The following is a 26996-nucleotide window of genomic DNA, read 5'->3' as shown; positions in this document are numbered from 1 at the left end:
CAGATGACGGTGTCAACCCCAGCCGAGCTCGTGCAGACGGGCGTCGTCGATCCCGAAATGGTGGGCGATCTCGTGAACGACCGTGATGGCGACCTCCTCGACCACGTCCTCCTCGTCCCGGCAGATGTCGAGGATGGCCTCGCGGTAGATGGTGATCGTGTCGGGCAGCACGCCGCCGTACTGCGACGTGCGCTCGGTCAGCGCCACGCCGTGGTAGAGGCCGAGGAGCGTGGGGTTCTCCTGGTCGCGGTCCTCGACGAGGACCACCACGTTGTCCATGGCCCGCGCGAACTCCTCGGGGATGAGGTCGAGCGCGTCGCCGACGAGTTCCTCGAACCGGCGGCGCGTCATGGCGACCGCCATCTCAGCCGCCCGGCTTCGGGCTGCTCGGCGGGGGCGGGGCGGAGCTCACGGGCTGGGCCTTCACGCTGCCGCGCACCGGCCGCAGCGTCTGGTCCGGCTCCAGCGCGCCGACCTTGCAGTCGACCTTCCTCGAGCCCGCGTCCCAGCTCTCCTTCTTCAGGGTGTCGGAGTAGAGCGACAGGCCGAGCGCGGCCAGGTCCTTGTCGCCCGTGTACTTGGCCGCGACCGGCGGGCAGAGGTCCACGGTCTTCTCGAGCTGCAGCGCCTCGGTCGGGTACTCGGCCGGGAACGTCTGCGACAGGTCGACGCTGCCGACCACCTCGTAGGAGTGCTCGGTCGAGCAGTCGACCGGATCGCCGACCTCCTTCTCGTCCACCAGACCGAAGCAGGTGCCCGGGTCGTGCACGTTGGACTGGTCCTGGTCGGCGGCGCTCCCGGTGGTGGGCAGCAGGCGCTCGCCGGAGGGCGTCACGCGCTGCAGCCCGCAGCGCAGCTTGCGGTCGCCGTCACGCCACTGGTCGGCGTTGGGCTTCAGCGCACCGACCGTGTACTTGCCGAACGGGTCGAGCTTGCCGCCCAGGTACTCGGTGCCGACCGTCGTGCACTTCTCGGTCACGATCTGCTGCCAGCCCTCGGCGTTGGGCGGTGGCGCGCTCTCGGGGTAGTCCTTGCCGATGTCGACGTTCTCGGTCACCTCGAAGGTGTGTGGTTTCGAGCACGGGACCCGGCGCATGTTCTGCGGGGCGTCGTTCGGCCAGTCCAGGCAGGTGCCACTGGGCGAGTCGAACGCGGCGGCGGCTTCCTCGGCCGCGGTGTCCGCCGCGCCCTTCACCGACACCGGCCACGAGAACAGCATGCTCATGCTGAGCACGGCCAGCGCCCCGACGAAGGCGCCCGCCATCACCAACCGTGTTTTGAGCGTGCTCCTCGTGGAGCGCGACAACCCGACGCGTGCAGACATCGCGTCCATGATGCCAGCGTTGCCGGCGGTGGGAGAGGCCGAATCGACTTGCGGGCCAAAACAGGTGTGCGGATACGCTCCGGGCCGTGATCGACCTGAGGACGTTGCGTGAGGACCCGGAGGCGGTGCGTGCCTCACAGCGCGCCCGTGGCGAGGACGAGGCGCTGGTCGACGCGCTGTTGTCCGCGGAAGAACGACGACGGTCCGCGGTCGCCGCCGCCGACACGCTGCGTGCCGAGCAGAAGCAGCTCGGCAAGCAGGTCGGCCGGGCACGGGGTGAGGAGCGCGACACGCTGCTGACCAGGGGCAGGCTTCTGGCCGCGGACGTGCGCGCGGCGGAGGCCGCTCAGGCCGCGGCCGACGACGAGCTCGCGAAGCTGCACGTGACCGTGCCGAACGTGGTGCACCCCGACGCGCCCGCCGGCGGCGAGGACGACTACGTGGTGCGCAAGGAGGTCGGCACGCCACCGGTGTTCGACTTCGAGCCAGCCGACCACCTCGACCTGGGGGTTCGGCTCGGTGCGCTGGACGTCGAGCGGGGCGCGAAGGTGTCCGGTTCGCGGTTCTACTTCCTGACCGGGGTCGGTGCGCAGCTGCAGCTCGCGTTGCTGAACCTGGCGGCGGCGCAGGCGACTGTGAGCGGTTTCACACTGATGATCCCGCCGGTGCTGGTGCGGCCGGAGATCATGGCGGGCACCGGGTTCCTCGGTGCGCACGCCAGCGAGGTGTACCGGCTCGCCGACGACGACCTGTACCTGGTGGGGACGTCGGAGGTGCCGCTGGCGGGGTACCACGCCGACGAGATCCTCGACCTGTCGGCGGGGCCGAGGCGGTACGCGGCGTGGTCGTCGTGCTTCCGGCGGGAAGCCGGGTCCTACGGCAAGGACACGCGGGGGATCATCCGCGTGCACCAGTTCGACAAGGTCGAGATGTTCGTCTACTGCAGGCCGGAGGACGCCGAGGCCGAGCACGCGCGGCTGCTGGCGTGGGAGGAGGAGATGCTCGCGAAGATCGAGGTGCCGTACCGCGTGATCGACGTCGCGGGCGGGGACCTCGGCACGAGCGCTGCGCGGAAGTTCGACTGCGAGGCGTGGGTGCCGACGCAGGGGCGCTACCGGGAGCTGACGTCGACGTCGAACTGCACGACGTTCCAGGCGCGACGGCTGTCGGTGCGCTACCGGGACGAGAACGGGCGCCCGCAGACGGCGGCGACCCTGAACGGGACGTTGGCGACGACGCGGTGGATCGTCGCGCTGCTGGAGAACCACCAGCGGCCCGACGGCTCGGTGTCCGTCCCGGCGGCGCTGCGGCCGTTCCTCGGCCGCGACGTCCTCACCCCGGCGTAGGCGCTCGGCCGGGTCAGCGCAGGCCGATCGCCTCGGCGATCATCGGCTTCATGCTGCGGCTGAACTCCAGGTTCATGTGGTCGTGGTCGAAGTACACCGCCACGTTCCCCACCACCGCGTAGCAGCGCCGGTCGTCGCAGAAGTAGTCGGTCATGTCCACCAGCGTGACGCCGGGGACGCGCGGGCGCCTCGCCACCTCGGTCAGCGGGTCCCCGGGGTGCGCCACCTCGCGGTCCACGGCACAGGCCAGCGGGTCGTCCGGGTTGAGCACCACGCAGTCCCGTGCGCGCACCCCGCCGTTGAGGGGCGGGTCGGCGAGGACGAACACCTTCGCGCCGGCACCGGTCCACTTGCGCCAGTACGGTTCGAGCCCGTCGCGGTACTGGTCGGTCTGCGACCGGCCGCTGCCGTCGTCGGCGTTCTCCGCACGGGCGAAGAACGACACGAAGACCATCATGGGACGGTCGTCGGTGACCACGTCCGCCATGTTCGCCGTCCAGTCCGTGCACGCCCGCCGGTTCGCTTCCGACGCCACCGTGCGGTACCCGGTGAACTCGACGTCCGCGAACGGGCACCCGCCGAGCAGGGCGAGCTTGAGCACCCACCTGTGCTCGCGCGCGAGGTCGAAGAGCGGTCCCTGCCACTGCTGGGCGTGCGAGTCGCCGACGAGCCAGACGACCGGCGCGGCCTTGGCGCCCCGGCTGAAGTCGCACACGGTGGTCGTCTTCTTGCTGCCGACCTTGTACTCGTCGAGCGCCTCGCACTCCTCCTCCGGCGTGTCGTAGTACTCGTTCGCAGGTCCCATGGTGACGATCTCGGCGGGCCCGAACGGGTCCGCGCACTTGTTCTCCCTGATCATCGCGGGCGCACCGTGGCAGGGGTTCGCCATGACCTCCGGGTCCTTCATGACCTGCTCCGCCTTGCGTTCGGCCGTCGCGACCTCGTCGTCGTAGGCCCGCTCCAGGGCGCCTGCCGCCACGGCGATCGCGGCCACCACGGCGACCATGGCCACGAACGTGAGCTTCGTGCTGCGGGCCAGCGGCCCGAACGACATGCCGCGGTCCTCGACCAGCCGCTTCGACAGGGACGCCAGCACGAGCGACACGGCGAGCACACCCAGCAGGTACGGCGTGGTCATCTCGCCGGCGTCGAGCAGGTCGCCGAGCACGAACGGGGCGAGCAGGATCAGTGGCCAGTGCCACAGGTACAGCGAGTAGCTGAAGTTGCCGATGGCCTGGACCGGCCACGATCCGGTCACCGGTGAGTGCCACTGCCTGCCCGGCCGCAGCCCGCCGACGATGACCAACGCGGTGCCGACCGTGGGCACCAGCGCGAGGTAGCCGGGGAACGGTGTGTGGTGGTCGTACAGCACGGCGGCGGCGATGATCATGGCGAAGCCCGCGAACGACGCGAGCCCGGCGGCTGCCCTCGGCAACATCAGCCTGCTCGCGAGCAGGGCGACCAGCGCGCCCGCGGCGAACTCCCACGCCCGGCCGTGCGTGACGAAGTACGCCTCGTTCGGGGACGCCTCCGTGTAGTACACGCTGAACGCGAGCGACGCCGCGCCGACGGCCGCGATGCCAACGACCTGCGCGCGGCGCCGCCGGACCTTGAACAGGAGCAGCAACAGCAGCGGCCACACCAGGTAGAACTGCTCCTCGACCGACAGCGACCAGTAGTGCTGCGCCAGGCTCGCCGCCTCGGACGCCGCCGAGTAGTCGACCGACTTGGCGGCGAGCAGCCAGTTCTCCCAGTACATGGCGCTCGCGGCGGCCTCGTTCGCGGTCGCCGCCCAGCGCGGGTAGGGCAGCAGGAAGTACGCGGCGGCCAGGGACAGCCCGAGCACCAGCAGCGCCGCGGGCAGCAGGCGCCGGATGCGCCGGGCGTAGAACCTGCCGAGCCGCACCCGCCCGGTGCCGGTGATCTCGCGGTCCAGGTGGGAGCTGATCAGGAAGCCGGAGATCACGAAGAACACGTCGACACCGACGTAGCCGCCGGTGAGCCAGTTCGCGGACAGGTGGTTGACGACGACGGCGAGCACCGCGACGGCGCGCAACGCCTGGATGTCGGGCCGGAAGCCGGGTCGCGCCGGCACGGCGGGCAGGCGTTCGGTCGGTGCGTCGTCCCCAGGACGGTGCGCCGTGACGGTCTCCACCGGTCGTTCCCCCAAGAGCTCTCGTTCCGGCCAGGCTAACCGGCGGTCAGGACACCTGGTCCGCGACGTGCTTCGCGATCTCGAGCGCGCAGGTCGCGCCGGGAGACGGGGCGTTCAGCACGTGCACCTGGTGCGGGGCGGACTCGATGATGAAGTCCTGTACGAGTGTGCCGTCCGGCAGCAGGGCCTGTGCTCGCACGCCGGCCACCGACCGCACCAGGTCCTCCCTGCCGACGGCGGGCACCAGCCGGGCGAGGCTCGTGGCGAAACGTCGCTTCGACAGCGAGCGGGCGACCTCCGCGACGGCCGTGCGCGGGTACCGGCGGGCGAGCCGCCAGGTGCCGGGGAACCGGGCCACCTCGGCGAGGTCGGTGGCCGAGACGTCCCGCCAGCGGTAGCCCTCCCTGCGCAGCGCGAGCACCGCGTTGGGGCCGGTGTGGACGCTGCCGTCCAGCATCCGGGTGAGGTGCACGCCGAGGAACGGCAGCGTCGGGTCCGGCACCGGGTAGATCAGCCCGCGGACCAGGTGCGCCGCCGCCGGCCGCAGCGTGAAGTACTCGCCGCGGAACGGCACGATCCGCACGGCGGGCGTCAGGCCGGCGAGCCTGGCGACCCGGTCGGCGTGCAGGCCCGCGCAGTTCACCAGCGCGTCGGCGCGCAGCACCTCCGTGCCGGTCGCGATCTCCACGCCGCCGTGCCTGCCGGGCCGGATCCCCAGTGCGGGCGTGCCGAGTCGCAGGTCGGTGCCGGTTTCGGTCAGCAGCCGGACGAGCGCGGCGCACACGGCGGGGTAGTCGACGATGCCCGTGCTCTCCACCCGCAGCGCGGCCAGGCAGGCCACCTCGGGCTCCCACTCGTGGGCCTCGGCAGGCTCGACCAGCTTCGCGGGCACGCCGTTGGCGTCCGCGCGGGCGGCCAGCGCGTGCAGGCCGGCCAGTTCCTCCTCGCGGGTGGCGACCACGAGCTTGCCGCAGACCTCGACGGGCACGTCGTGCTCGCGGGCGAACGCCACCATCGACCGGTTCCCGGCGACCGACATCCGCGCCTTGACCGACCCGGGGGCGTAGTAGAGGCCGGCGTGGACGACGTTGGAGTTGTGCCCGGTCTGGTGACCGGCCCAGTGGTCCTCCTTCTCCAGCACCGTCACCCGGTCGCCGCGCGCGGTCAGTTCCCGCGCGGTCGCGAGGCCGAGGATGCCGCCACCGACCACCACCACATGTCGCACGGGGAGCAAGCGTAGGTGATACCCGGCCCGCGGGCCGGGTTCCTCTACCGTGGTCCCGTGCTCGACGTGCTCAGGCGGTTCGGCTCGGCCATCTACATGGGTGGCGGGCTGCTGCTCGTCGGCGCGGCCGGGTACGTGTTCGTCGCGCTCGCCGGGCACACGCTCCCCGCGGCGGACGCCGCCGCGCTCGCGAGCCTCTACCTCATGGTCAACATCGTCGGGCCGGGGGTGTTCAGCGCGCTCGAGCAGGAGACCAGCCGCTCGGTGAGCGCGGAGGCGGCGGCTGGTCGCGGGCCGGGAGCGGTCGCGCGGCACGCGTGGCTGCTCGCCTGCGGCCTGCTCGCCGCGCTTCTCGTGCTGTTGTTCGCCGTGTCCCCGGTGCTGACCGACCGGGCCTTCGCCGGGCAGTGGGGACTGTTCGTCGCCGTGTTGGTCAGCGTCGTGACCTCCGCGTCCGTCTACGTGGTCCGCGGCCTGCTCGGCGGGCTCCAGCGGTTCGGCGGGTACTCGGCGACGCTGGCGGGCGAGGGGCTGGCCAGGATCCTGCCGTGCCTCCTGATCGCGTCGCTGGCCACGCCGAACGCCACCGCGTACGCGTTGTTCTTCGCGTCGGGATCGGCGATCGGCGCGCTCGTCGGGCTGCTCTGGCTGCGGCCACGGGCGGCGGCCCCGCACACCGGCGCGGTGGCGGAACCGGCTCCGCCCGTCACGGCACGCCGCATGGCGCGGTCGCTCTCGCTGCTCGTCGGCGGCACGCTGCTGATGCTGGTCGTCATGAACGTCGCGCCGGTCGTCGTCACCTCGCGGCTCACCGGCGACGCCGCCACGGCCGCCGCTTTCGCCTCGGCGTTCGTGCTCGCCCGCATCCCGCTGTTCCTGTTCGCCCCCGTCCAGGCGATGCTGCTGCCGTCGCTCACCAGGGCCGCCGCGGCCGGGGACCTCGCCACCGTGCGGTCGAAGCTGCGCCTGATCCTGATGGCGGTGCTCGCGGTCGGTCTTCCCGCGGTGCTGGCCTCGTTCACCATCGGTCCGTGGGCCGTGCAGGTGCTGTTCGGCGCGGAGGTCCGGCTGTCCGGTGTGGTCGTGGGGCTGCTCGGGGTGAGCACCGTCGGCCTGATGGCCGCGCTGGTGCTGCAGCCGGGACTGATCGCGCTCGGGGCGCACCGGTCGGTCACCACGACGTGGCTGGTCGGCACCGTCGTGCTGGCCGTGGCGCTCGTCCTTCCCGGCGATCCGGTCCGCGCCGGGGTCGTCGCGCAGCTCGCGGGCGCGGCCGTGGTCGTGGCGTTGATGTTGCGCACCCTGTCGATCCGGTTGCGGCGCGGGCAGACCGGTGCGCCCCCCGCCGGTGCCGGAACCACCGTCGTGACCGGCTAGCCTTGGCCTCCGTGTCGAGCAAGGTGCCCGGTGGCGCGATCGTCGTCGTTCCCGCGTGGAACGAGCAGCTCACGGTCGGTGAGACCGTGCGGGAGATCCAGGCAGCGACGCCCGATCTGCCCGTTCTCGTGGTCAGCGACGGCTCGACGGACCGGACCGTGGAGGTTGCCCGCGCGGCGGGTGCCCTCGTGCTGGAGCTGCCGTTCAACCTCGGTGTCGGCGGCGCGATGCGTGCCGGGTTCCGCTACGCCGTGCGCCACGGTTACGCCGCCGCGGTCCAGGTCGACGCCGACGGCCAGCACGACCCGGCCGAGGTGCCGCTGCTGCTGGCGAAGCTGACCGAGGCGGACGTCGTCATCGGCGCGCGCTTCTCGTCCGCCGACGACGAGTACCGGGTGCGTGGCCCCCGCAAGTGGGCGATGGTCGTGTTGTCGAAGGTGCTGTCCCGGCTCGCGCGGACCAAGCTGACCGACGTCACGTCCGGCTTCAAGGCGACCGGCGGCCGCGCGCTCCCGGTGTTCGCCGAGCACTACCCGGTGGAGTACCTGGGTGACACGGTCGAGTCGCTCGTGATCGCGCTGCGGGCGGGCTGCACGGTCACGCAGGTGCCCGCGCACATGCGCCCGCGCCGGGGCGGCAACCCGAGCCACCGGCCGATCAAGTCCTCGATCTACCTCTTCCGCGCGGGCTTCGCCCTGCTGCTCGCGCTGATCCGCCGCTGGGAGACCGCCGACATGCCAGAGCCGGAACGGACTCACCGGACACAGCGAGGAGGTGTCCGGTGAGCAGCACGTACCTGGTCGCGCTGGTCGGCAGCCTGCTCGTCCTGGCCGGCATTGTGGAGCTGCTGCGCAGGCGCCAGCTCGGCGAGAAGTACGCCGTGCTGTGGCTGGCGGTCGGCGTGACGCTGCTGGTGTTCACCGCGTTCCCGGGCCTGTCGATCTGGCTCGCGCGGGTGCTCGGTGTCCAGGTGCCCACCAACCTGCTGTTCTTCGTCGGCATCCTGTTCCTGGTCGGCGTGGTGCTGCACCTGTCGTGGGAGGTGTCCCGGTTGGAGAACGAGACCCGCAAGCTCGCCGAGGACCAGGCGATCCTCCGCCTGGAGGTCGAGCAGTTGCGGGAGAAGCGCGAGAAGACGGCCGAATGAGCACCGTCGACATCATGATGCCGTTCTACGGCGACGTCGCGATGATGCAGGCATCGGTGCGCAGCGTGCTCGCACAGGACGACCCGCGGTGGCGCCTGACCGTCGTCGACGACGGCGACGACCCCGCCGTGCCCGGCTGGTTCGCCGGCATCGGCGACGAGCGCGTGCGGTACCTGCGCAACCCGGAGAACCTGGGCCTGACCGGGAACTTCAACCGCTGCGTCGAGCTGGTCGAGCACGAGCTGGCGGTGCTGATCGGCTGCGACGACCTCATGCTGCCCAACTACGTCGGTGTCGTGCGGGGCGTGCACGCCGACCACCCGGACGCGGGCATCATCCAGCCGGGCGTGCGGGTGATCGACAGCGCGGGCGACGAGACGAGGACGCTCGTCGACGAGGCCAAACGCATCCTGTACAAGCCGAGGTTCGACCGGCGCCTGGAGCTGGCGGGCGAGGCGCTGGCGGTGAGCCTGCTGCGTGGTGACTGGCTGTACTTCCCCGCGATCTGCTGGCGTTCCGCCGCGCTCAAGGAGCTCCGGTTCCGCCCCGATCTGCGGGTCATCCAGGACCTGGCGCTGCTGATGGAGCTGGTGCGGCGCGGCGAGCGGCTGGTCGCGGACCGGACCGTGTGCTTCTCCTACCGCAGGCACGACGCGAGCGAGTCGTCGTCGACCGCCTTCGACGGCTCCCGGTTCACCGAGGCGGGCGAGTTCTTCGCCGACATCGCCGAGCAGATGGCCGCACACGGCTGGCCCCGTGCGGCGCGGGTGGCGCGGCTGCACCTGTCGTCCCGGCTCTTCGCGCTGACGAACCTGCCGGGGGCGCTGCGCGCGGGGGGCGGTGTCCGCCCGCTGGTCCGGCACGCGTTCGGGCCGGGCCGGGTCAGCCCGCGCGCCCGCAGGCCGTGATGCGGTAAAGCTTGTTGCCGCCGTCGGCTTCGACGAGCTCGAAGCCCGGTGCCGCACCCGGGTCCGCCAGTCCCCGGTAGTAGTTCCAGTACGGGTCGTGCGGGCGGAACCTGATGTTGCCGACCAGCAGGTAGTCCACCCCGACGGCACGCACCGCGGCGCACACCGCTGGTTCGGTGCCGACCTCGATCAGATGCCCGGCGATGGTCGTCTGGTCCGCGCTGTGCTCGGTGCGGAAGTGCGGGAACAACACCGGGCGGTCGGCCAGGGTCCACAGCATCGCGCTTCCGTTGAACGGGTTGCCCGCGACCAGCGCGTCCTCGGGGATCTCGTCCTTGATCCGCGCGAAGAACCGTTCCGTGTCCTCGGTCGCGAGCTGGTCCCACTTGGCCTGGTCGTAGCCGATGGCCACCCGTCGCTCCCGGTCGACGGGGTAGAGGCCCGACGTGAGCACCAGCAGCAGCACCACGAGCCCGATGGCGACGTAGGTGTCCGGTACCGCCCGGAGGCGGCCACGCAAGCCCGAGGGCGGGGCGGTGTTCTCGGCGCTTCTCGCGGCGAGCTTCGCCGCGAGGAAGACGATGCCGCCGACCGCGAGCGGGACCGCCGTGATCGGCACCATGGCGGCGAGGCGATGCGGGTCGTTGTACCAGAAACCGGTGAACATCCGGGTGTCCGGCCGCTTGATCGCCGCGCCGACCACGTACAGGAAGGTGCTGGCCAGGTGGCCTGCGACGATGAGCCACAGCACCTTGAACCGGGTCGCGGAGACGATGCCCGTGATCACCACCGCGGAGAGCAGCCACAGCGCCTCGAATTTGTTGGTGGCGTTCAGCGCGACCTCGCCGAACGCGTTCGCCGGGGTGCCGAACGGCGGCCAGTAGGTCTCGCGGACGAGGGCGAAGGCGGGCGTCGTGGCGGCCCAGTACCAGAGGACCCCGACGACCGCGAGGAACGCGGCGAACTCACCGGCCCCGCGCCATGTGCTGCCCGCGCGGTGCAGCCGCAGCCCCCGGGCGCCGATGGCGGCGGCGATCGGGAACAGTGACAGGACGGCGACGGAGAACACCACGTTCGGGTGGGCCAGCCCGGTCGCGAGCAGCACGACGGGCAGCGCGAGCCAGGCCCGGCCCCTGCCGATGGCGTCGTCCTTGGTCCAGCCGGTGATCGTGAACACCAGGGCGAGCGCGGCGGGTGCCAGTGCCATGCCGAGGAGGTTGGGCCAGAGGACGCCGAACCCGAGCAGGTCCCACGGGAAGGCGGTGAACCCGATGCTCAGCACGCCGGTGATGGCGAGCGCGCCGGTGTTGCGGCCGAACAGCTGGCGCACGAGGAGCAGGCAGGACAGCGGCCACAGCAGCACGGCGGCGACGGCGCTGACGATGTTCGCGGCGACCGGGATGCCGGCCCCCGTCGACATCATGATCAGCGAGGCGAGGTCGTGCCAGGCGGCCGGGTAGAACACGCCGGACACGTCCGCGTTGCCGAACGTGGCGATGGTGAGCGAGGACGCCTGGTGCGAGTCCTCGATGTAGGCGAGCGCGTTGTAGTGGAAGAGCGCGTCGTAGGTCTCCGAGAGGGCGCCGGGTGACCTGATCGACCGGACGATCGTGATGCCGCCGAGGACGAACGCGGGCAGCAGGCCGGCGAACGCGGCGACCGTGACCGGCCGCGGGTCGGCACCGGCGGTGAAGATCCTCCGGCGGCGCAGCGCGAGCGCCACCGCGGCCACGAGTGCGGTCACCACGGCGCACACGACGAGCACGATCCAGATGGACCAGTCCACGCCGATCATCCCGGCGAGGACGGCGGTGCCCGCGATCAACGCGATGCTCGTGACGGGGGCCAGTGCCCACGCGGCGATGCCGCGCAGCCCGACGAGGTAACTGGTGGCCAGGCCCGGTGCGAGCAGCCAGGCGGCCGTGACCAGGGCGATCGGCACGGCGTGGAACCAGTTCATGGGGTGACGACCTCGATCTCCTCGCCGGGGCAGGCCTGGGCACCGCTGATTCTAGGAAGACAACGGGCTGTGCCCTCGACCACGTCCGCCTCCCCTGGCGAGTGATGAACACGCACACAATTCCGGCGCTTCTGCACCTGGATCACGCCTTGTGTGAAACGTGTTCACTCATTCGTGCGATACGCGGCACGAATGGCTGAAGTTCGGCCTTCTGGTCGGACAGCTAAGGGGGGTCATGACGAAGTCGTTGCGGCGCATCGGCCGCCACCTCGCTTTCGTGCCGGTGCTGGCGATGGCCACGGTCACACTCACCGTCCTCCCGGCGGCACCCGCCGCGGCGGGCACACTGCCACCCGGCTTCGTGCTCCGTGACATCGAGACCGGGCTCACCGGCATCTCCGCGGGCGGCCTCGGCGACGGGCTCACCGACTTCGTCCACCTGCCCGACGAGAGCATCCTGGTCACCGGCAAGTACGGCAAGGTCATGCATGTCCCCCGGTCGGGCGCACCGCGCCAGATCGCGGACCTGCCGACGAACGGCGGCGGCGACCTCGGCCTCACCGGGATCGCGATCGCACCCGACTACGCGGCCAGCGGGACCGTCTACACCGCGCGCGCGGTGCACGGGACGGGCGCGGGCACCGGCGCCAACGGCGTGCTGCGGGTCAGCCGCTGGACCGCCACCACGGACCAGGACGGCACGCCGACCGGTCTGACCGGCGAGCAGATCGTCGTCGAGACCTACGCGGACGCCACCATCCACGGCATCGCCGGGCTGGTCGCGGCGTCCGACGGCACCCTGTGGGTCGCCATCGGCGACAGCGCGAAACTGGGTGTGTCGCCGCTCGCGCTGCGCGCACAGAACCTCGACGACCTGCACGGCAAGGTGCTCCACGTCAACCAGGACGGCACCGGCGTCGCGACCAACCCGTACTTCGACCCGGCCGACCCGGGCGCCGCGCGCAGCAAGGTCTACGCGAGCGGTTTCCGCAGCCCGTTCCGGCTCGCCATCGACCCGGTGAGCGGCCGGCCGGTGGTCGGCGACGTCGGCAACGGCACGTTCGAGGAGATCGACTTCGTGACCTCGGGCAACAACTACGGCTGGCCGTGCTGGGAGGGCAACGTGCGGACCGCGTGGAACACCTACGCGGAATGCGCCGGTGTCAGCACCGCGCTGCCGCTGCACGCCTACCGGCACACCACATCGCCCTACGGCATCAACGCGAGCGTCACCGGCGGCGTCGTCTACACGGGACGGTCGTACCCCGAGGAGTACCGGGGCGCCTACTTCTTCGGCGACTACTCCGACCGGCTGCTGTGGACGATGAAGTTCGACGAGCGCGGCGTGGTCACCAGGCCGGCGGAGACCGGCGGCTTCGGGGTCGAGATCGGCGCGCCGGTCAAGTTCGGCACCGTGCCGACCGGCGGCGACATCGTCTACGCCGACATCCACTCCGGGAAGCTGCGCAGGCTGGTGTACTCGCCGGGCAATGTGGCACCCGACCCGGAGATCACCGCCACGGTCGACGCGGACACCCGCACGGTCACCTTCGACGCGTCCCGGTCGACCGACCCCAACGGCGACCCCCTGACCCACACGTGGTCGTTCGGCGACGGGCGGACCGGTACGGGCGAGCGGGTGAGCCACACCTACGCGGCGGGGGAGAGTTTCGAGGTCACACTCACCGCGAGCGACGGGACCCTGACCGGTGTCGCGACCACGACCGTGTACCCGGGCAACCACGCCCCGGCGCTCACCGTCGCGGCGCCGGACCCGGCGAGGACCTTCGCCGTCGGCGACCTGATCGAGGCACAGGCCACCGCGACGGACCCGGAGGACGGGCAACTCCCCGTCCGGTGGGCGATCCAGATCGTGCACTGCGGCTCGCCCGCCGAGTGCCACCAGCACCCGGGAGCACGGCAGGAGGGCCCCCGGTTCCACCTCGCGTTCGAGGGCCACCCCGGCGACAGCAGGCTCGAGGTCACGGCCGTCGCGACCGACTCGAAGGGCGCGAGCACGGAGCACACGTTCGCCGTGCGCCCCAAACAGCGGCGCGTCACGCTCCACAGCACCGCCGCCGCCGACTTCACGATCGGCGACGAGCAGACCTCGTCGGGGCTGTTCACCGTCGGCACCCCGCTGACGATCATCGCGCCGGAGCGCGCGCTGGACGGCGTCAGCACGTTCAGCCAGTGGGCGGAGGGCAGCACCGACCGGGTGCGGCAGGTGACGCTGCCGGACGTCGACCAGGTGTACGAGGTCCTCTACCACTCGCCGATCGACCGCAGGTACGACAGCGACGCGGCGCTGCGGACGTTGCTCGGCGCACCGACCGGTGTCGAGCAGGGCGACGCGAAGGTGCGCTGGCGGACCTACGCCAGGGGCCGCCTGTACTGGTCGCCGACGACCGGCGTGCACGCCATGAACGGCGCGATCCTCACCAAGTACCTCGGCGCCGGCGGGCACCTGGTGCTGGGGCTGCCGACGACGGACGAGTCGAAGGGCAGCGACGGGACCGGCCGGTACAACCTGCTCGACCGCAACCAGGGCGTGTACTGGCACCCCAACACGGGCGCGCACGTCGTCGTCGGTGCGATCCACACCCGCTACCGCGCGCTGGGCGCCGAGAGCCGCCTCGGCTACCCGACCACGGACGAGGGCGACACCGCGACCCGCACCGGCCGCTACAACCACTTCCAGCGCGGCACGATCCTGTGGTCCCCCGCGACGGGCGCGTGGGCGGTGACCGGCGCGATCCGGTCCAGGTACGCCGCACTGGGCTACGAGAAGTCCTACCTCGGCTACCCGAGGACCAACGAGTACTCCGTCACCGGCGGCGCCCGCAGCGACTTCCAGCACGGCTACATCTTCTGGAACAGGGCCACCGGCCAGGTCACCGACCGACGTTACTGAACACTGGGATGAGAGGAAAGTCGTTGGGGCGAAAGAGAAGCCTGTTTCTGGTAGGGGTGACGGCGGCCGCGCTGCTCGGGGCGCAGGCCACCGCGGCGGCGCAGGAGCCCGCCGTGGCCGACCAGGTGCCCGTCGCGGCGCAGGCCGAGAGCACCGAGGTGGAGCACTTCGAGGAGGCCCGCGAGCGCACGGGGTTCGGCGGCGCGGCGGCAGGCGGGGCGAGCGCACGTGTCGCCACCGCGGCCGCACCCGCCGCGAACGCCGTCGGTTCGGGTGGCTCGGCCTTCACACCGATGCCGCCGATGCGCGTGCTGGACACCCGTACCGGCACGGGCGCGCGGAAGGGTGTGGTGCCCGGCGGTGGGACCATCGCGGTCGACCTGTCCTCGCGGGTGCCCTCGGACGCGACCGCCGTCGTGCTCAACGTGACCGGCGTGACCCCCACCCTGGCCACGGTGATCACCGTGTGGCCATCCGGCGAGCCGAGGCCCGCGACGTCGACCCTCAACCTGCGGGCCGGTGAGATCCGCGCCAACACGACGACGGTCGCGCTCGGCCCGGACCGGAAGTTGTTGCTGCGCAACAATTCCGGCAACGCCCACCTCGTCGCCGACCTCGCGGGCCACTACGCCCCGGCGGCTCGCGCGCGGTTCACGTCGATGTCGCCGAGCCGCGTGCTCGACACCCGCGCCTCGGGCGGGGCGCTGCCCACCGGTGGCACGCGGACCATCAACCTGTCCGGGCGGGTGCCCGCGACCGCCACGGCCGTCACGTTCAACCTGACCGGCGCGAGCGCGACGCTGAGCACGTTCGTCACCGCGTACCCCACTGGCTCGGCGCGGCCGAACGCGTCCAGCCTGAACATGGTGGCCGGGCAGATCACCCCCAACCTGGTGACGGTCGCGCTCGGCACGAACCGCAGCGTGACCCTGTACAACAACTCCGGCAGCACGCACCTGGTGGCCGACCTCGCCGGCTACTACGCGACCGACCGGGGCGACCCGTACTACCCGATGACGCCGCTGCGGGTGTACGACACGAGGTACGGCGAACCGCTGTACCAGGGGGAGATCGCCGTCTTCGAGTTCACGACCGAGGTGCCCGCGGCGGCGTCGTCGCTCGTGTTCAACCTGACCGGCACCGGCCCGGCCGCGGCGACGTTCGTCACCGCGTGGCCGGCCGGCGCGGGCAGGCCGACCGCGTCGAACATCAACCTCGCCAAGGGACAGACCGCCGCCAACATGGCGACGGTGGCGTTCGGGCCCGGCCGGGAGATCAACGTCCGCAACCACGCGGGCGTCGTCGACGTCATCATCGACATCGCGGGCTACTTCGCGCCGGCGCCCGCCCCGTGCACCGGCGCCTGCGTCCACTCGTGGGGTGTCAACGGGAACGCCCAGCTCGGGGTCGGCACGACCGGCGGCTACTCCGGCGAACCCGGCCGGATCGACGGGCACAGCGGTTTCTCCGCCGTCACCGGCGGCATCGTCAACGGCTACGGCCTCAAGGGCGACGGCACCGTGTGGTCCTGGGGCACCAACGGTGTGCAGGGACTGGGCAACGGCACCCCGTACGGCGTGTCCACCGTGCCCGTGCGGGTCGGCTCGCTGAACGACGTCAGGCAGATCGCGTCCGGCGGCTACAGCGCCTACGCCCTCGACAACGGCAACCGGGTCTGGGCGTGGGGCTACAACGACGACGGCGAGCTGGGCGACGGTTCGGTGACGCAGCGGAACTCGCCGGTGCCGGTGCTCCTGCCCAGCGACGTCCAGCAGATCGCGTCCGCCTATCTCACGGGGTACGCGCTGCGCGCCAACGGCACCGTGTGGGCATGGGGCGCGAACGGTGGCTCGCTGGGCAACGGCGCCTACGGCACCGGGTGCGAGACCCTGCCGGTCGGCCCCGGCTGCCGCGCGGTCACACCGATCCAGGTGCCGAACCTGACCGGTGTCGTCTCGATCGCCTCGACCTACAACGCGACGTTCGCGGTGAAGTCGGACGGCACGGTCTGGACGTGGGGCTTCAACGGTGAGGGTGGCCTCGGCATCGGCACGGCCGGTGGCCCGGACTGCTACGACAACCCGCACGGCACGAACTGCATGAAGCTCTCGCCGGTCCAGATCCCCGGCCTGACCGGCGTGGACCGGATCGTGGCCGGTGGCACGAGCACGACCTACGCGCTGATGACCGACGGCACCGTGCGGTCGTGGGGCTTCAACTCGCTGGGCCAGCTCGGCAACGGCACCACCGGTGGCGCGTGCTCGGACCAGACACAGCCCAACTGCGTCCAGCCCACGCCCGGCCCGGTGAGCGGTCTGACCGACGTGGTGGAGATGGTGGCAGGCAACTCGTTCGCCATGGCACGCCGCGCCGACGGGACGTTGTGGACCTGGGGCCGCAACACCCAGGGACAACTCGGCGGCCAGTGGTCCCCGACGAACGTGCCGACACGGGTGCCCGGCCTGAGCGGGGTGACGGCGGTCGGCGCAGGCCTCGACACCGCCTACGCCATCGGCTGACCCGACGTGAAGGGGCGCGTCCGGGCCGCCGGACGCGCCCCTTCACATGTCCGAGGCTTGACGTGGAAAGCCGCCGGTGGAAGGGCTCCCGCGAGAGGCAGTGCGGATTACCGGGCTCAGCAGCCGGTGATTTCGTACAGTCGGGCCTCCGAGCCCTCGCTGTCGATCTCGGTGACACCCGGGTTGGTCGCCAGCGAGTCGAGACCGTCGAACTGTATGTCGCGGTCGTGAATCTGGGTGCCGTCGAAGTCCAGTACCCAGTATGCGTGCAGGTCGCGCACGATCGAGCAGACCTCGGGGTCGGTGCCGACGTCGTCGAGGTTGTCCATCACGTACTGGATGTCCGGTGGGATCGTGCCGCCGACGTGCGGTGTGAGCATGCGCCTGCCGGAGAACGCGTACGCGAGTGCGGTGCCGGTCCACGGGTTGCCGATGATCGAGTCCCCTTCGGGGATCTCGTCGTCGAGCCGCTCCAGCAGCGCCAGTTCCTCCGGTGTCAGCACGTCGGCCTCGTCGTCGAGCTCGTAGGTCCGCGCGCCGGCCGCCACCTCGTAGTTGACCGAGCTGTACTGGCCGAAGACGGCGATCGCGACGGCGGCCACGAACGCCGTGGCGGCGGCCGCAGGCCCGGCGGAGGGGGTGCTGCGCAGCCGCTCGAACGTGGGCCTGCGTGCGGCCAGCCGGTCCATCGTGACGGTGTACAGCCAGGTGGCGGCGACTGCGCTGAGGACGACGGTGACCACCGGGAATTGCCCGGCGAGCCGGAACGGGTCGTTGTACCAGACGCCGGTGATGAAGTCGCGGACCCGGCCGACCGGTGCCGCCGCCACGACCACGTACAGGCCCGCGGCGATCACGTACATGCCGACCAGCCACCAGGCGACCTGCCTGCGCATGACCAGTCCGACCGCGACGAGCGTCAGCGCCAGCACGATCCATGTCGGTCCCTGGCCGTAGAACCCGGCGCTGAGCACCTTGCCGATCGCCTGCGGGATGGTCTCGATCGGCGGCCACCAGTCGTCGGCGCTCGGCCGCGCACGCATCCAGATCACGATGCCGACGGCCACGTAGCCGAGTATCAGCACGACGCCCGCCCAATACCGCATCTCAGCGGCTCTGCCGATCGCCTTGACGCGCCTGCGGTACCGGACCAGCGCCACGACGAGGATGGGGATCGCGAGTAGCAGCAACAGCAGCAGCGTGCTCGGGTGGGCGAGCGCGATACTCGGCACCGCCAGTACGAGAAACAGCATCGTGACCCAGCGTGGGGTACCGCCGCGCACGCCGCTCCCCGTCGCCATGGCGACCAGGGCCAGGCCGGCGGGCAGCAGCGCCAGCGACATGAAGTACGGGTACAGGACGCCGAAGTCCATCATCAGGTACGGGAACGCGCCGAACGTCGCTGACAGCGCACCCGCGAACAGCACCGGCACGGGCCGCATGCCGGTGACCCGGGTGGTGAGGAAGATGGCACCGATCGGCCAGACCAGCGCGCCGACCACAAGGTTCACCGCGTTGATCGCCTCGGGGATCGAGACCCCGGCCACCTGCACGACGAGGCTGACCAGGTCGTGCCACGCCCCCGGGTACAACGACGGGTTGGCGCCGTTGCTGTACATCCCGCCGAGAGTGAGGCTCGACGCGGAACCGGTGTCCAGAATGTAGCGGATCGCGTTGAGGTGGAAGACGTTGTCGTAGGTCTGCGAGAAGTGGTCCGGCGCGCCGAACATCGTCGTCAGTCCGCGGGTGATGAGCAGCGCGGGGATCAGCAGGGCGCCGACGTGCACGAGCAACTGCCAGCGGCTTCGCAGCGGCTTCGCAGGGTGTCTGCGCGGCCCGGGCACGAGTGGGCGCACGACCAGGCCGGCGACGGCAAGGATGACCGTGGCACCGATCACCAGCAGCACGTTCCACCGCAGGCCGACCGTGTTCGCGAAGACAGCCACGACCGCGATCAGGCTGACCGACACCGGTGCGGCCACGCCTACCGCGACAAGGCCGGTGACTCGCCAGCAACGCGCGACCAGGTAACCGGGCAGGAAGACGATGGCGGCGGTGACGAGCACGGCTGGGGCCAGCTGCCACCAACTCATGTGTGTCTGCTCCTTCGCACACTCACGGGACCAGGACTCCAGCCCGGAGCCGCGCGCAGAGTAGCAATCGGCATGACAAGCCCGGACGAGGTGTCGAGTGATGTCGCATGCCGGTGGTCGGGGCGATCCGCATCGACGCTCGATCGCGGCATGTCACCGCGTTGACCCCCCGAACGACACGCCTCTTCATGCGGACGCCTGTGCGCCTGGCCGCCGGTGGGCGGAGTGCCGCCTTGTCTACCGGGGATGCGCAGGGAACGCTCGCTCGATGTAGGGAGCCAGGGCCAGTGAGAACGTCCGCGACACGTGGCTCTTGTCGCGGTACACGATCACGGACCCGAGCTGGGCGTAGCAGTTCTGCGCATCGCAGAACTGGTCGCTCAGATCAACCAGCGTCACGTTGGGCAGGTTGGTCGCCTGCACGGCTGACGCCTGAGCCATCCGAGTCGCGGGGAGAGCGTCGCGCCTTGGCACGGCGCAGTCGGCCGGGTCGGTCTTCTCGGCCAGGCAGGTCGGAACGTTCTTGCCGCCAGTGAGCGGTACGTCCGCCATCACCACCACCGACTTGCCCGCAGCATGCAACCGCGACCACACCTCGATGAACCCGTCGACGGCGGGGTTGGCCAGGTTCGCCGCCGGACGCGCGGTGAACGTGAACACCGACGAATACGATGCGCTCACCACAGTGTCGATGTCCGGGTCGGTCGTGATCTTGTCGAGCACTCGGTCGACGTGTGAGTCACAGGTGGCCCGCCGGTCGGCGCCCAGTTCGCCACGCTCTTCCGGGTCGTTGCGCTCGGCGAGCGTGAATGGGCAACTGGAACGGGTGAAGGTGAGGATTCGCCAGCTGTTGTCCCGGCCGAGACGGTCGAACGCGGGGAACCATGACGTGGCGTGGGAGTCGCCGACGATGGCGATCGTGCGCGTGCCGTTCTTGTCGCCCAGTATGCAGCTGACAATGTCGGCGGTGTCGGCGTCGGCCTGGCAGCCGGGGTAGGCGATGTCCTGCTTGTTCTCGCGTATCACCACCGCGGGTGGTGGCACGGGAGCGCCACCCGCGAGGCTGCCGCAGTTGTTCGCCGGATCCAGCACGCCGGGTCCGTGACACGGGTCGCCCGCGACGTACTCGGCGGGCCCGGCCTGCACGCCCGGGGCCGGCACCACGACCAGGAGTGCCACCGCGACCGCCGTCATGCCCGCCACCGCGAACCCCAACGAGTTCCTGGTCGGCCGCAGCAGCGCGGAGTGCCGCAGCGGGTCTTCCACGACGAGCTTGCTGACCCACGACAGCACGATGCCCAGCGCCAGTAGGCCGAGCTTGACCGTCGCCGGAACTGGTCCGTCGAGCACGTACGGGGCCAGGACGATCAACGGCCAGTGCCACAGGTACAGCCCGTACGAGATGTCGCCCAGGAAGATCATGGGCCTCCGGGTGAGCCAGTAGCCCGCGCTGTACCGCTCCCGGTCGCGCAACGTCACCAGCGCGACTGCGGTCGCCGCGACCGGCAGGACCGCGATCCAGCCCGGAAACGCCGTGGCCGAGCTGAACAGGTAGCCGGTGACGACGATGACCGCCATGGCCGTCCACCCGGCTGTCATTGCCCACGGCCCGCGCAGCGCGCGCAGCGGCAGCAGGGAGATCAGCGCGCCGAAGACGAACTCCCACACCCGCGTCGGCGTCACAAAATACGCCGTGGCCTGGTTGCCCGCAGTCAGGACCACCGAGCATCCGAAGGAGACCATCCCGACGGCCACGAGTGTGTACACCAGGACCGTCTTCAGCTCGGGTGCGCGCCCGAGCCGGGCACGCACCAGGGCCAGCACAGCCACGATGGCCACGACGAGCAGTGGCCAGACGAAGTAGAACTGCTCCTCGATCGAAAGCGACCAGTAGTGCTGCGCGATCGTGGCGTCGTTGTCCTTCGCCGAGTAGTCGATCGCGTCACCCGCCAGCACCCAGTTCTGCACGTACAGGGTGCTGGCGACGACCTGCCGCACCGTGACGTCCCACACCGTCGACGGCGCGAGGAGGTAGACCGCTGCCGTGGAGATCAGCGAGACCGTCATGGCCAGTGGCAGCAGTCGTCGTACGCGCCGGCTCCAGAACCGCGCGGCGGACAGCCGGCCGGTGGCGCTCACTTCTCGCACCAGATGCGCGGTGATCAGGTAGCCGGAGATGACGAAGAACACGTCCACCCCGATGAAGCCGCCGCTGAGCCGGTTCGGCCACAGGTGGTAGATCACGACCAGGAGCACGGCGACCGCCCTCAGCCCCTGGATCTCGGGTTGGAACTCGTCGCGCCGCGGGCCGGCGGACACGGCTTGGCGCTGGTGGTTCTCGGTGGCGATATCGGGTGCCGTCATCGGGAGCCAGCTGTCCTCTCTGCCCGTTCGCTGCCCGGAGCAGCCTACGTTGCGGCACGCCGCCTGGCCGTTGCAGCCTGGGTGCGGCGCCGACGCACAGTGCCCGTCGATAGACTCCGGCGCTGTGCGAGTGCTGAGTGTCGTCGGAGCCCGTCCGCAGTTCGTCAAGCTGGCGCCGATCGCGCGTGCCATGCGCGGCCGGGCGGAGCACCTGATCGCCCACACCGGCCAGCACTACGACCACAACATGAGCGGGGCGTTCTTCTCCGACCTCGGTATCCCGGAGCCGGATGTGAACCTCGGCATCGGCTCCGGCAAGCACGGCGAGCAGACCGGCGCGATGCTCGCCGGGCTGGAGAAGATCATCGAGGACACCGCGCCGGACTGGGTGCTGGTGTACGGCGACACGAACTCGACCGTGGCCGCCGCGCTGGCCGCCGTGAAGCTGCACGTGCGCGTCGCCCACCTGGAGGCGGGCCTGCGCTCGTTCAACCGGCGGATGCCGGAGGAGCACAACCGGGTCCTCACCGACCACGCCGCCGACCTGCTGCTCGCACCGACCCAGGTCGCGATGGACCACCTCGCCACCGAGGGCCTCGCCGCCCGCGGCGTACTGGTCGGTGACGTGATGACCGACGTGCTGTTCGAGACGCGGGACAAGGTCGCGGCCGCGCCGCTGTCGCTGTCCGTGCCGGTCGAGGACGGCGAGTACTACGTCGCCACCATCCACCGGCCCGACAACACCGACGACCCGGAGCGGCTGCGGGCCATCGTGGCCGGCATGGCCAAGGTCGGCAAGCCCGTGGTGCTGCTCGCGCACCCCCGCCTGCGCCACCTCGCGGAGAAGCACGGGATCACCCTCGACCAGGGCTCGGTCGAGCTGTCCGAGCCGGTCGGCTACCCGGACCTGGTGAACGCCGTCCAGCACAGCGCCGGCGTGCTCACCGACTCCGGCGGGCTGCAGAAGGAGGCGTTCCTGCTGCGGGTGCCGTGCACCACGATCCGGCCGGAGACCGAGTGGGTGGAGACCGTCGAGCTGGGCTGGAACGTCCTGGTGAACACCGACTTCGCGGCGCTCCCGGAGATCGTGGAGCGCACGCCGCCCCCGCCGACCGACGCGGCGCCCTACGGCACCGGGACGGCCGCGCAAGCGGCGGTCGACGCGTTGCTCAGCGCCTGAGGTCCCCGGCGATCCAGGCTGCCGCCAGCCTGCCGGTGGTCGCGAGCGACGCGTTGTCGCGGACCCAGCTCACGAGGTGCTCGCCGTCGGGACGATCGCCGTCGAGCATGGCGATCATCTTCGCCGCCACGTCTTCCGGGCCGTATCCGGAGACCGAGCCCAGTGCGTTCTCCTCGACCAGCTCGGCGCTCGCACCGACCCCGGCGAACAGCACCGGGGTGCCGCACGCGGCCGCCGCGTAGATCTTGGTCGGCTTGGCGAAGTCGTAGCCCTTGCCGGGCACGATGCTCACCAGCGCACCGGTCGCGCCGGAGATCCAGCGTGCCGCCTGCGCGGGTGGCACGACGCCGCCGAACTCCACCATGTCCGGCGCGACCTCGGCGGCCAGCGCCCGCAGCGCGGGTTCCGCCGAGCCCTGGCCGAAGAACCGCAGCGTGGCCCGCGGGTGCTTCTCCCGCACGATCGGCATGGCGCGGACGAACACGTCGCAGCCCTGCCACTCCGACATCGTCCCGGTGTAGACGAAGTACGGCTGCCCGTCCGTGTCCGGCGCGTCGACGGGGTGGAACTGGTTCGTGTCCACACCGTTCGCGACCACCTCGACGTTGCGTGCGCCGAGTGCCCTGGCCCGCTCGGCGACGCCGTCCGACACCGCGATCACCCCGCGGGCGCGGCGCAGCGCGAACCGCTCGAACGCACGCATCACCTTGGTGACGAACCCGGGCGCGTCGATCGCGGCGACCGCGTCGGACCAGATGTCCGCCGCGTAGTAGTAGAGCGGCCTGCGGCGCACCAGGCAGGCCAGTGCCGCGAGCGCACCGGTCGTCGGCGGCGGCTCGGAGACCACCACGTCCGCCGACCGCGCGAGGAGCCGGGGCACCATCGGGAAGTCGAAGCTCGCGTACTGCACGTACCCGCGCACGTTGCCGCCCGCGTCCCGCAGCACCGGCCAGCGCAGGACCCGGTAGTCCGGGAACTCCTGGCTGCCCGCGTTCGCTGGTGGCTTCGTCGTCAGCACTGTGACCTGGTGACCGGCCGCGGCCAGGCCGTCGGCCAGGGCCTTGAGCCGGAAGGCGGCCGCGGCCACCTCCGGCGCGAACAGCCGGGTCACGATGACGACCTTCATGCCGGTGCCACCGAGGAGCTGCTCAGCAACTGCTCCGCCGTGCGCAGCGTGTTCTGGCCCTCCTGCATGGTCACGATGTCCGAGCCGCGGCCAAGGACCGCGTCGCGGAACTTCTCGTGCTCGACCCGCAGCGGCTCACGCTTCTGGATCGCGTACCGGGTCACGTCGCCCTCCGCCACACCACGGAAGTTGGCCACCGAGTCCCATTCGGTGGTGACCACGCCGTTGGCGTAGAAGGTGAGGTCGGCGGTCAGCGTGTCCGCGACGAACGCGCCCTTCTCCCCGGTCACCACGGTGACCCGCTCCTTCATCGGCGACAGCCAGTTCACCAGGTGGTTGGTGACGGTGCCGTTGGCGAGCCTGCCGGTGGCCGCCACGAGGTCCTCGTGCGGCCTGCCGGACCGCAGCGCGACCTGCGCGGACACGGTCAGGTACGCCGACTGCGCGAGCCACGCGGTGAGGTCGATGTCGTGGGTCGCGAGGTCCTTGACCACGCCGACGTCCGCGATCCGCGCCGGGAACGGGCCCTGGCGGCGGGTGGCGATCTGGTAGATGTCGCCGAGGTCGCCGTTCGCCATCCTGGCGCGCAGCGACTGCAGCGCGGGGTTGTACCGCTCGATGTGCCCGACCGCGCCGACCACACCGCGCTCCGCGAACGCCTTCACCAGCCGCTCGCCCGCCTCGACAGTGTGCGCGACCGGCTTCTCGATCAGCGTGTGCACCCCGGCCTCGGCCAGCGCGAGGCCGACCTCCTCGTGCATGCCGGTCGGCACGGCGCACACCGCCATGTCGATGCCCGCCGCGATCAGCTCGTGCACGTCGCGGAGCACCGGCAGGCCGCCGGCGACGCCGTGCGGATCGCCGGTGGCGTCCGCGACCGCGACCAGCTGCAGGCCTTCCACCTCGCGCACGACCCGCGCGTGGTGGCGGCCCATCATGCCGAGGCCGATGAGGCCCACACGGAGATCGGACATGTCAGGCACCTGCCTTCGCCAGGGTGTTCACCGCGTGCACGATCCGGTCGCGGTCCTCGTCGTCGAGCGACGGGTGCACCGGAAGGGAGACGACGGTCCTCGCGGCCTGCTCCGTGTTCGGCAGGTCCTCGGCGCGCCGGAACGGCTCCAGCCGGTGGTTCGGGATCGGGTAGTAGACACCGGAGCCGATGTGGTGCTCCTCCTTCAACGCCGCTACGAAGCCGTCCCGGTCCTCGGCCACGGTGACCGTGTACTGGTGGTAGACGTGCACGGCGCCGTCGGCGACCTCGGGCACGCCGACGCCGGTCAGGTGCTGGTCGAAGTACCGCGCGTTGGCCTGCCGCGCCTCGGTCCAGCCGCCCACCTTGGTGAGCTGCACCCGGCCGATCGCGGCATGCAGGTTGGTCATCCTCGCGTTGAAGCCGACGATCTCGTTCTCGTACTGCTTGAGCATGCCCTGGTTGCGCAGCAGGCGCAGGGTGCGCTCGCGTCCGGCGTCGTCGGTCGACACCATGCCGCCCTCACCGGAGGTCATGTTCTTCGTCGGGTACAGGCTGAACATCGCGAACGCGCCGAACGTGCCGACCTTCCGGCCGTGCAGGCTCGCGCCGTGTGCCTGCGCGGCGTCCTCGTACAGCGCGAGACCGTGCTCGTCGGCGATGGCCCGCAGTGCGGACATGTCCGCGGGGTGGCCGTACAGGTGCACCGGCATGATGCCCTTGGTGCGCTCGGTCACCTTGCTCGCCACACTCGCCGGATCGAGGCAGTAGTGCTCGAGTTCGATGTCGGCGAACACAGGGGTGGCGCCGGTCAGCGCGACCGAGTTCGCTGTGGCGGCGAAGGTGAACGACGGCACGATGACCTCGTCTCCCGGCCCGACGCCCGCGGCGAGGAGGCCGAGGTGCAGGCCCGCGGTGCCGGAGTTGACCGCGACCGCCGCGCGGCCGTCCAGGAGCACCGTGCTGAACTCTTGCTCGAACGCGGCGACCTCGGCGCCCTGCGCGAGCATGCCGGACCGGAGCACCGCGTCGACGGCCGCCCGCTCCTCGTCGCCGATGATCGGCTTGGCGGCCGGTATGAACTCCTTGCTCACAGCTCTCCCGTTTGTCGGTCCGGGGACACGTCGGAGCCACTGTATTTGGCGGCGGATTCGCACTGTCGCCAGGGTGTTTCGGTCTGGCACAGGCACGCTGCCGCCTGCGATCGGTCACGTCGTGGATAAACTCCGGCTTCATGCCTGGTCGTGCACGAATCCTCTGCGTCTCTTTCTCCGACATCAGTCAGGACTCGCGTGTCCTGCGCCAGCTGGACGTGCTCGCCGAGCTAGCAGACGTAACGACGGTCGGCTACGGCGAGAAGCCATCGGCCGCGACCGAGCACCTGGCGATCGACGGCGGCCTGGCGTCCCTGCCTCAAACCCCGGCGGGTGTGGCGTTGCTCGCCGCGCGGCGGTTCGACAAGGCCGAGTTCGCCGCTCCGGCCTTGCGCGCCGGGCTCGAGGCGGTCGGTGACCGGGAGTTCGACCTGGTGGTGGCCAACGAGGCACGGGCGATGGCATTCGCACTACGGGTCGCTAAGGGCGCACCGGTCGTGGCGGACATGCACGAGTGGGCGCCGGAGGAGCGTGCTCATGTCCGGTCGTGGCGTTTGCTCGTCAAGCCGTTCATGACCCAGCAGTGTGAGAAGTACCTACCCAAGATGGCTGCGGTGACCGTGGTCAACGACTCCATCGGCAAGCTCTACCTCGAACGGTTCGGCGTGCAGACGCACACCGTGCGCAACGCCAGCGCCTTCCGCGAGCTGTCGCCGAGCGAGGTGCCCGACGACCGCATCCGGCTCGTGCACAGCGGTGGTGCCGTCCCCGGCCGCAACATCGAGGCGCTGATCGAGGCTGTCCGCGGGCTCGACGACCGGTTCACCCTGGATCTCTACCTCGTGCCGGCGCGCGACGGCGGCAAGTACCTCGGCAGTCTGCGCGCGCTGATCGGTGGCGATCAGCGCATCACGCTGCACCCACCGGTCCCCACGACCGAACTGGTGGAGACGCTGAACGCATACGACCTCGGCATCTACAGCCTCCCGCCGCTCACAGCAAACCACCGGCTGATGTTGCCCAATAAGATCTTCGACTTCGTCCAGGCCCGGCTCGGTGTCGTTTTCGGTCCTGCGGTGGAGACCGACCGGCTGATCAACGAGCACAGTCTCGGTGTGGTCGTTGCCGACACGTCCGCGCAGGCCATGCGTGACACACTCGCTGGGCTGACTGTCGAGCAGGTGCGGGAGTTCAAGCAGAACGCCGATCTCGCGGCCAAGGTGCTGAACTCGGCGGAGGACTCGGCCGTGACCCGCGAGGTCGTCGGCGGCCTCCTGCCCCACTGACCCGG

At 71.0% G+C, this 26996-nt stretch carries 19 protein-coding genes; 9 read left to right on the top strand and 10 right to left on the bottom strand.

Annotation, left to right across the window (positions count from 1 at the left end):
* Positions 1-12 precede the first annotated feature (12 nt).
* Together ACFPCV_RS14545 and ACFPCV_RS14540 are read right to left on the bottom strand one after the other, a co-directional pair.
* Complete coding sequence (locus ACFPCV_RS14545; RefSeq protein WP_378056652.1) at positions 13-363, bottom strand: metallopeptidase family protein; 351 nt, start codon at positions 361-363, stop codon at positions 13-15.
* A 1-nt stretch (position 364) separates the two neighbouring features.
* Complete coding sequence (locus ACFPCV_RS14540; RefSeq protein WP_378056651.1) at positions 365-1324, bottom strand: septum formation family protein; 960 nt, start codon at positions 1322-1324, stop codon at positions 365-367.
* Positions 1325-1410: 86 nt separating this feature from the next.
* On the opposite strand from ACFPCV_RS14540, the gene serS reads away from it, so the two are divergent.
* Positions 1411-2670 (top strand): serine--tRNA ligase, encoded by a 1260-nt coding sequence (gene serS / locus ACFPCV_RS14535; protein WP_378056650.1) that lies wholly within the window; start codon positions 1411-1413, stop codon positions 2668-2670.
* A 13-nt stretch (positions 2671-2683) separates the two neighbouring features.
* Here the strand turns inward: serS and ACFPCV_RS14530 are convergent, their stop codons facing one another.
* Both ACFPCV_RS14530 and lhgO read right to left on the bottom strand, forming a co-directional pair.
* The gene (locus ACFPCV_RS14530; RefSeq protein WP_378056649.1) at positions 2684-4825 is read right to left on the bottom strand and encodes an acyltransferase family protein; all 2142 of its coding nucleotides are present in this window, start codon (positions 4823-4825) and stop codon (positions 2684-2686) included.
* A gap of 46 nt (positions 4826-4871) precedes the next feature.
* Positions 4872-6050 carry an L-2-hydroxyglutarate oxidase gene (gene lhgO, locus ACFPCV_RS14525; protein WP_378056648.1) on the bottom strand — a complete coding sequence of 393 codons (1179 nt, stop codon included), beginning with the start codon at positions 6048-6050 and terminating at the stop codon, positions 4872-4874.
* 57 nt (positions 6051-6107) lie between these two features.
* On the opposite strand from lhgO, the gene ACFPCV_RS14520 reads away from it, so the two are divergent.
* Genes ACFPCV_RS14520 through ACFPCV_RS14505 form a run of 4 tightly spaced genes read left to right on the top strand, consistent with a single transcriptional unit; the run spans position 6108 to position 9482 of the window.
* Positions 6108-7427, top strand: a complete 1320-nt coding sequence (locus ACFPCV_RS14520) for a lipopolysaccharide biosynthesis protein (RefSeq protein WP_378056647.1) — start codon at positions 6108-6110, stop codon at positions 7425-7427.
* Positions 7428-7438: 11 nt separating this feature from the next.
* The gene (locus ACFPCV_RS14515; RefSeq protein WP_378056646.1) at positions 7439-8212 is read left to right on the top strand and encodes a glycosyltransferase family 2 protein; all 774 of its coding nucleotides are present in this window, start codon (positions 7439-7441) and stop codon (positions 8210-8212) included.
* On the top strand, positions 8209-8574 hold the full coding sequence (locus ACFPCV_RS14510; protein ID WP_378056645.1) for a DUF2304 domain-containing protein: 366 nt from the start codon (positions 8209-8211) through the stop codon (positions 8572-8574). The genes ACFPCV_RS14515 and ACFPCV_RS14510 overlap by 4 nt, the downstream gene beginning before the upstream one ends.
* Complete coding sequence (locus ACFPCV_RS14505) at positions 8571-9482, top strand: glycosyltransferase family 2 protein (protein WP_378056644.1); 912 nt, start codon at positions 8571-8573, stop codon at positions 9480-9482. The genes ACFPCV_RS14510 and ACFPCV_RS14505 overlap by 4 nt, the downstream gene beginning before the upstream one ends.
* On the opposite strand, the gene ACFPCV_RS14500 is transcribed toward ACFPCV_RS14505, so the two are convergent.
* Complete coding sequence (locus ACFPCV_RS14500) at positions 9457-11442, bottom strand: DUF6541 family protein (RefSeq protein WP_378056643.1); 1986 nt, start codon at positions 11440-11442, stop codon at positions 9457-9459. The two genes, ACFPCV_RS14505 and ACFPCV_RS14500, sit on opposite strands and share 26 nt — an antisense overlap.
* Positions 11443-11677: 235 nt before the next feature.
* On the opposite strand from ACFPCV_RS14500, the gene ACFPCV_RS14495 reads away from it, so the two are divergent.
* Together ACFPCV_RS14495 and ACFPCV_RS14490 are read left to right on the top strand one after the other, a co-directional pair.
* Positions 11678-14356, top strand: a complete 2679-nt coding sequence (locus tag ACFPCV_RS14495; protein ID WP_378056642.1) for a PQQ-dependent sugar dehydrogenase — start codon at positions 11678-11680, stop codon at positions 14354-14356.
* Positions 14357-14379: 23 nt separating this feature from the next.
* A complete protein-coding gene (locus ACFPCV_RS14490; RefSeq protein WP_378056641.1) occupies positions 14380-16875 on the top strand; it encodes an RCC1-like domain-containing protein in 2496 nt (831 codons plus the stop codon).
* 116 nt (positions 16876-16991) lie between these two features.
* Here the strand turns inward: ACFPCV_RS14490 and ACFPCV_RS14485 are convergent, their stop codons facing one another.
* Together ACFPCV_RS14485 and ACFPCV_RS14480 are read right to left on the bottom strand one after the other, a co-directional pair.
* Entirely contained in the window at positions 16992-18968 is a 1977-nt protein-coding gene (locus ACFPCV_RS14485) for a DUF6541 family protein (RefSeq protein WP_378056640.1), read from the bottom strand.
* A 237-nt stretch (positions 18969-19205) separates the two neighbouring features.
* Complete coding sequence (locus ACFPCV_RS14480; protein WP_378056639.1) at positions 19206-21332, bottom strand: acyltransferase family protein; 2127 nt, start codon at positions 21330-21332, stop codon at positions 19206-19208.
* Between the two features lie 124 nt (positions 21333-21456).
* On the opposite strand from ACFPCV_RS14480, the gene wecB reads away from it, so the two are divergent.
* Complete coding sequence (gene wecB / locus ACFPCV_RS14475) at positions 21457-22512, top strand: non-hydrolyzing UDP-N-acetylglucosamine 2-epimerase (protein ID WP_378056638.1); 1056 nt, start codon at positions 21457-21459, stop codon at positions 22510-22512.
* Here the strand turns inward: wecB and ACFPCV_RS14470 are convergent.
* Genes ACFPCV_RS14470 through ACFPCV_RS14460 form a run of 3 tightly spaced genes read right to left on the bottom strand, consistent with a single transcriptional unit; the run spans position 22502 to position 25705 of the window.
* Positions 22502-23638: a glycosyltransferase family 4 protein gene (locus tag ACFPCV_RS14470; RefSeq protein WP_378056637.1), complete on the bottom strand. Its 1137-nt coding sequence runs from the start codon at positions 23636-23638 to the stop codon at positions 22502-22504. The genes wecB and ACFPCV_RS14470 overlap by 11 nt on opposite strands.
* Entirely contained in the window at positions 23635-24612 is a 978-nt protein-coding gene (locus ACFPCV_RS14465) for a Gfo/Idh/MocA family protein (RefSeq protein WP_378056636.1), read from the bottom strand. Before ACFPCV_RS14465 ends, ACFPCV_RS14470 begins: the two co-directional genes overlap by 4 nt.
* A 1-nt stretch (position 24613) precedes the next feature.
* On the bottom strand, positions 24614-25705 hold the full coding sequence (locus ACFPCV_RS14460; RefSeq protein WP_378056635.1) for a DegT/DnrJ/EryC1/StrS family aminotransferase: 1092 nt from the start codon (positions 25703-25705) through the stop codon (positions 24614-24616).
* A 140-nt stretch (positions 25706-25845) separates the two neighbouring features.
* On the opposite strand from ACFPCV_RS14460, the gene ACFPCV_RS14455 reads away from it, so the two are divergent.
* A complete protein-coding gene (locus ACFPCV_RS14455) occupies positions 25846-26991 on the top strand; it encodes a glycosyltransferase family protein (protein WP_378056634.1) in 1146 nt (381 codons plus the stop codon).
* The last annotated feature ends 5 nt before the right edge of the window (positions 26992-26996 follow it).

This window comes from Actinophytocola glycyrrhizae (genome assembly GCF_042653545.1).
Lineage (GTDB): Bacteria > Actinomycetota > Actinomycetes > Mycobacteriales > Pseudonocardiaceae > Actinophytocola > Actinophytocola glycyrrhizae.
The sequence above is the reverse complement of the archived record's forward strand: the minus strand, read 5'-3'. Positions and strand labels throughout refer to the sequence as shown.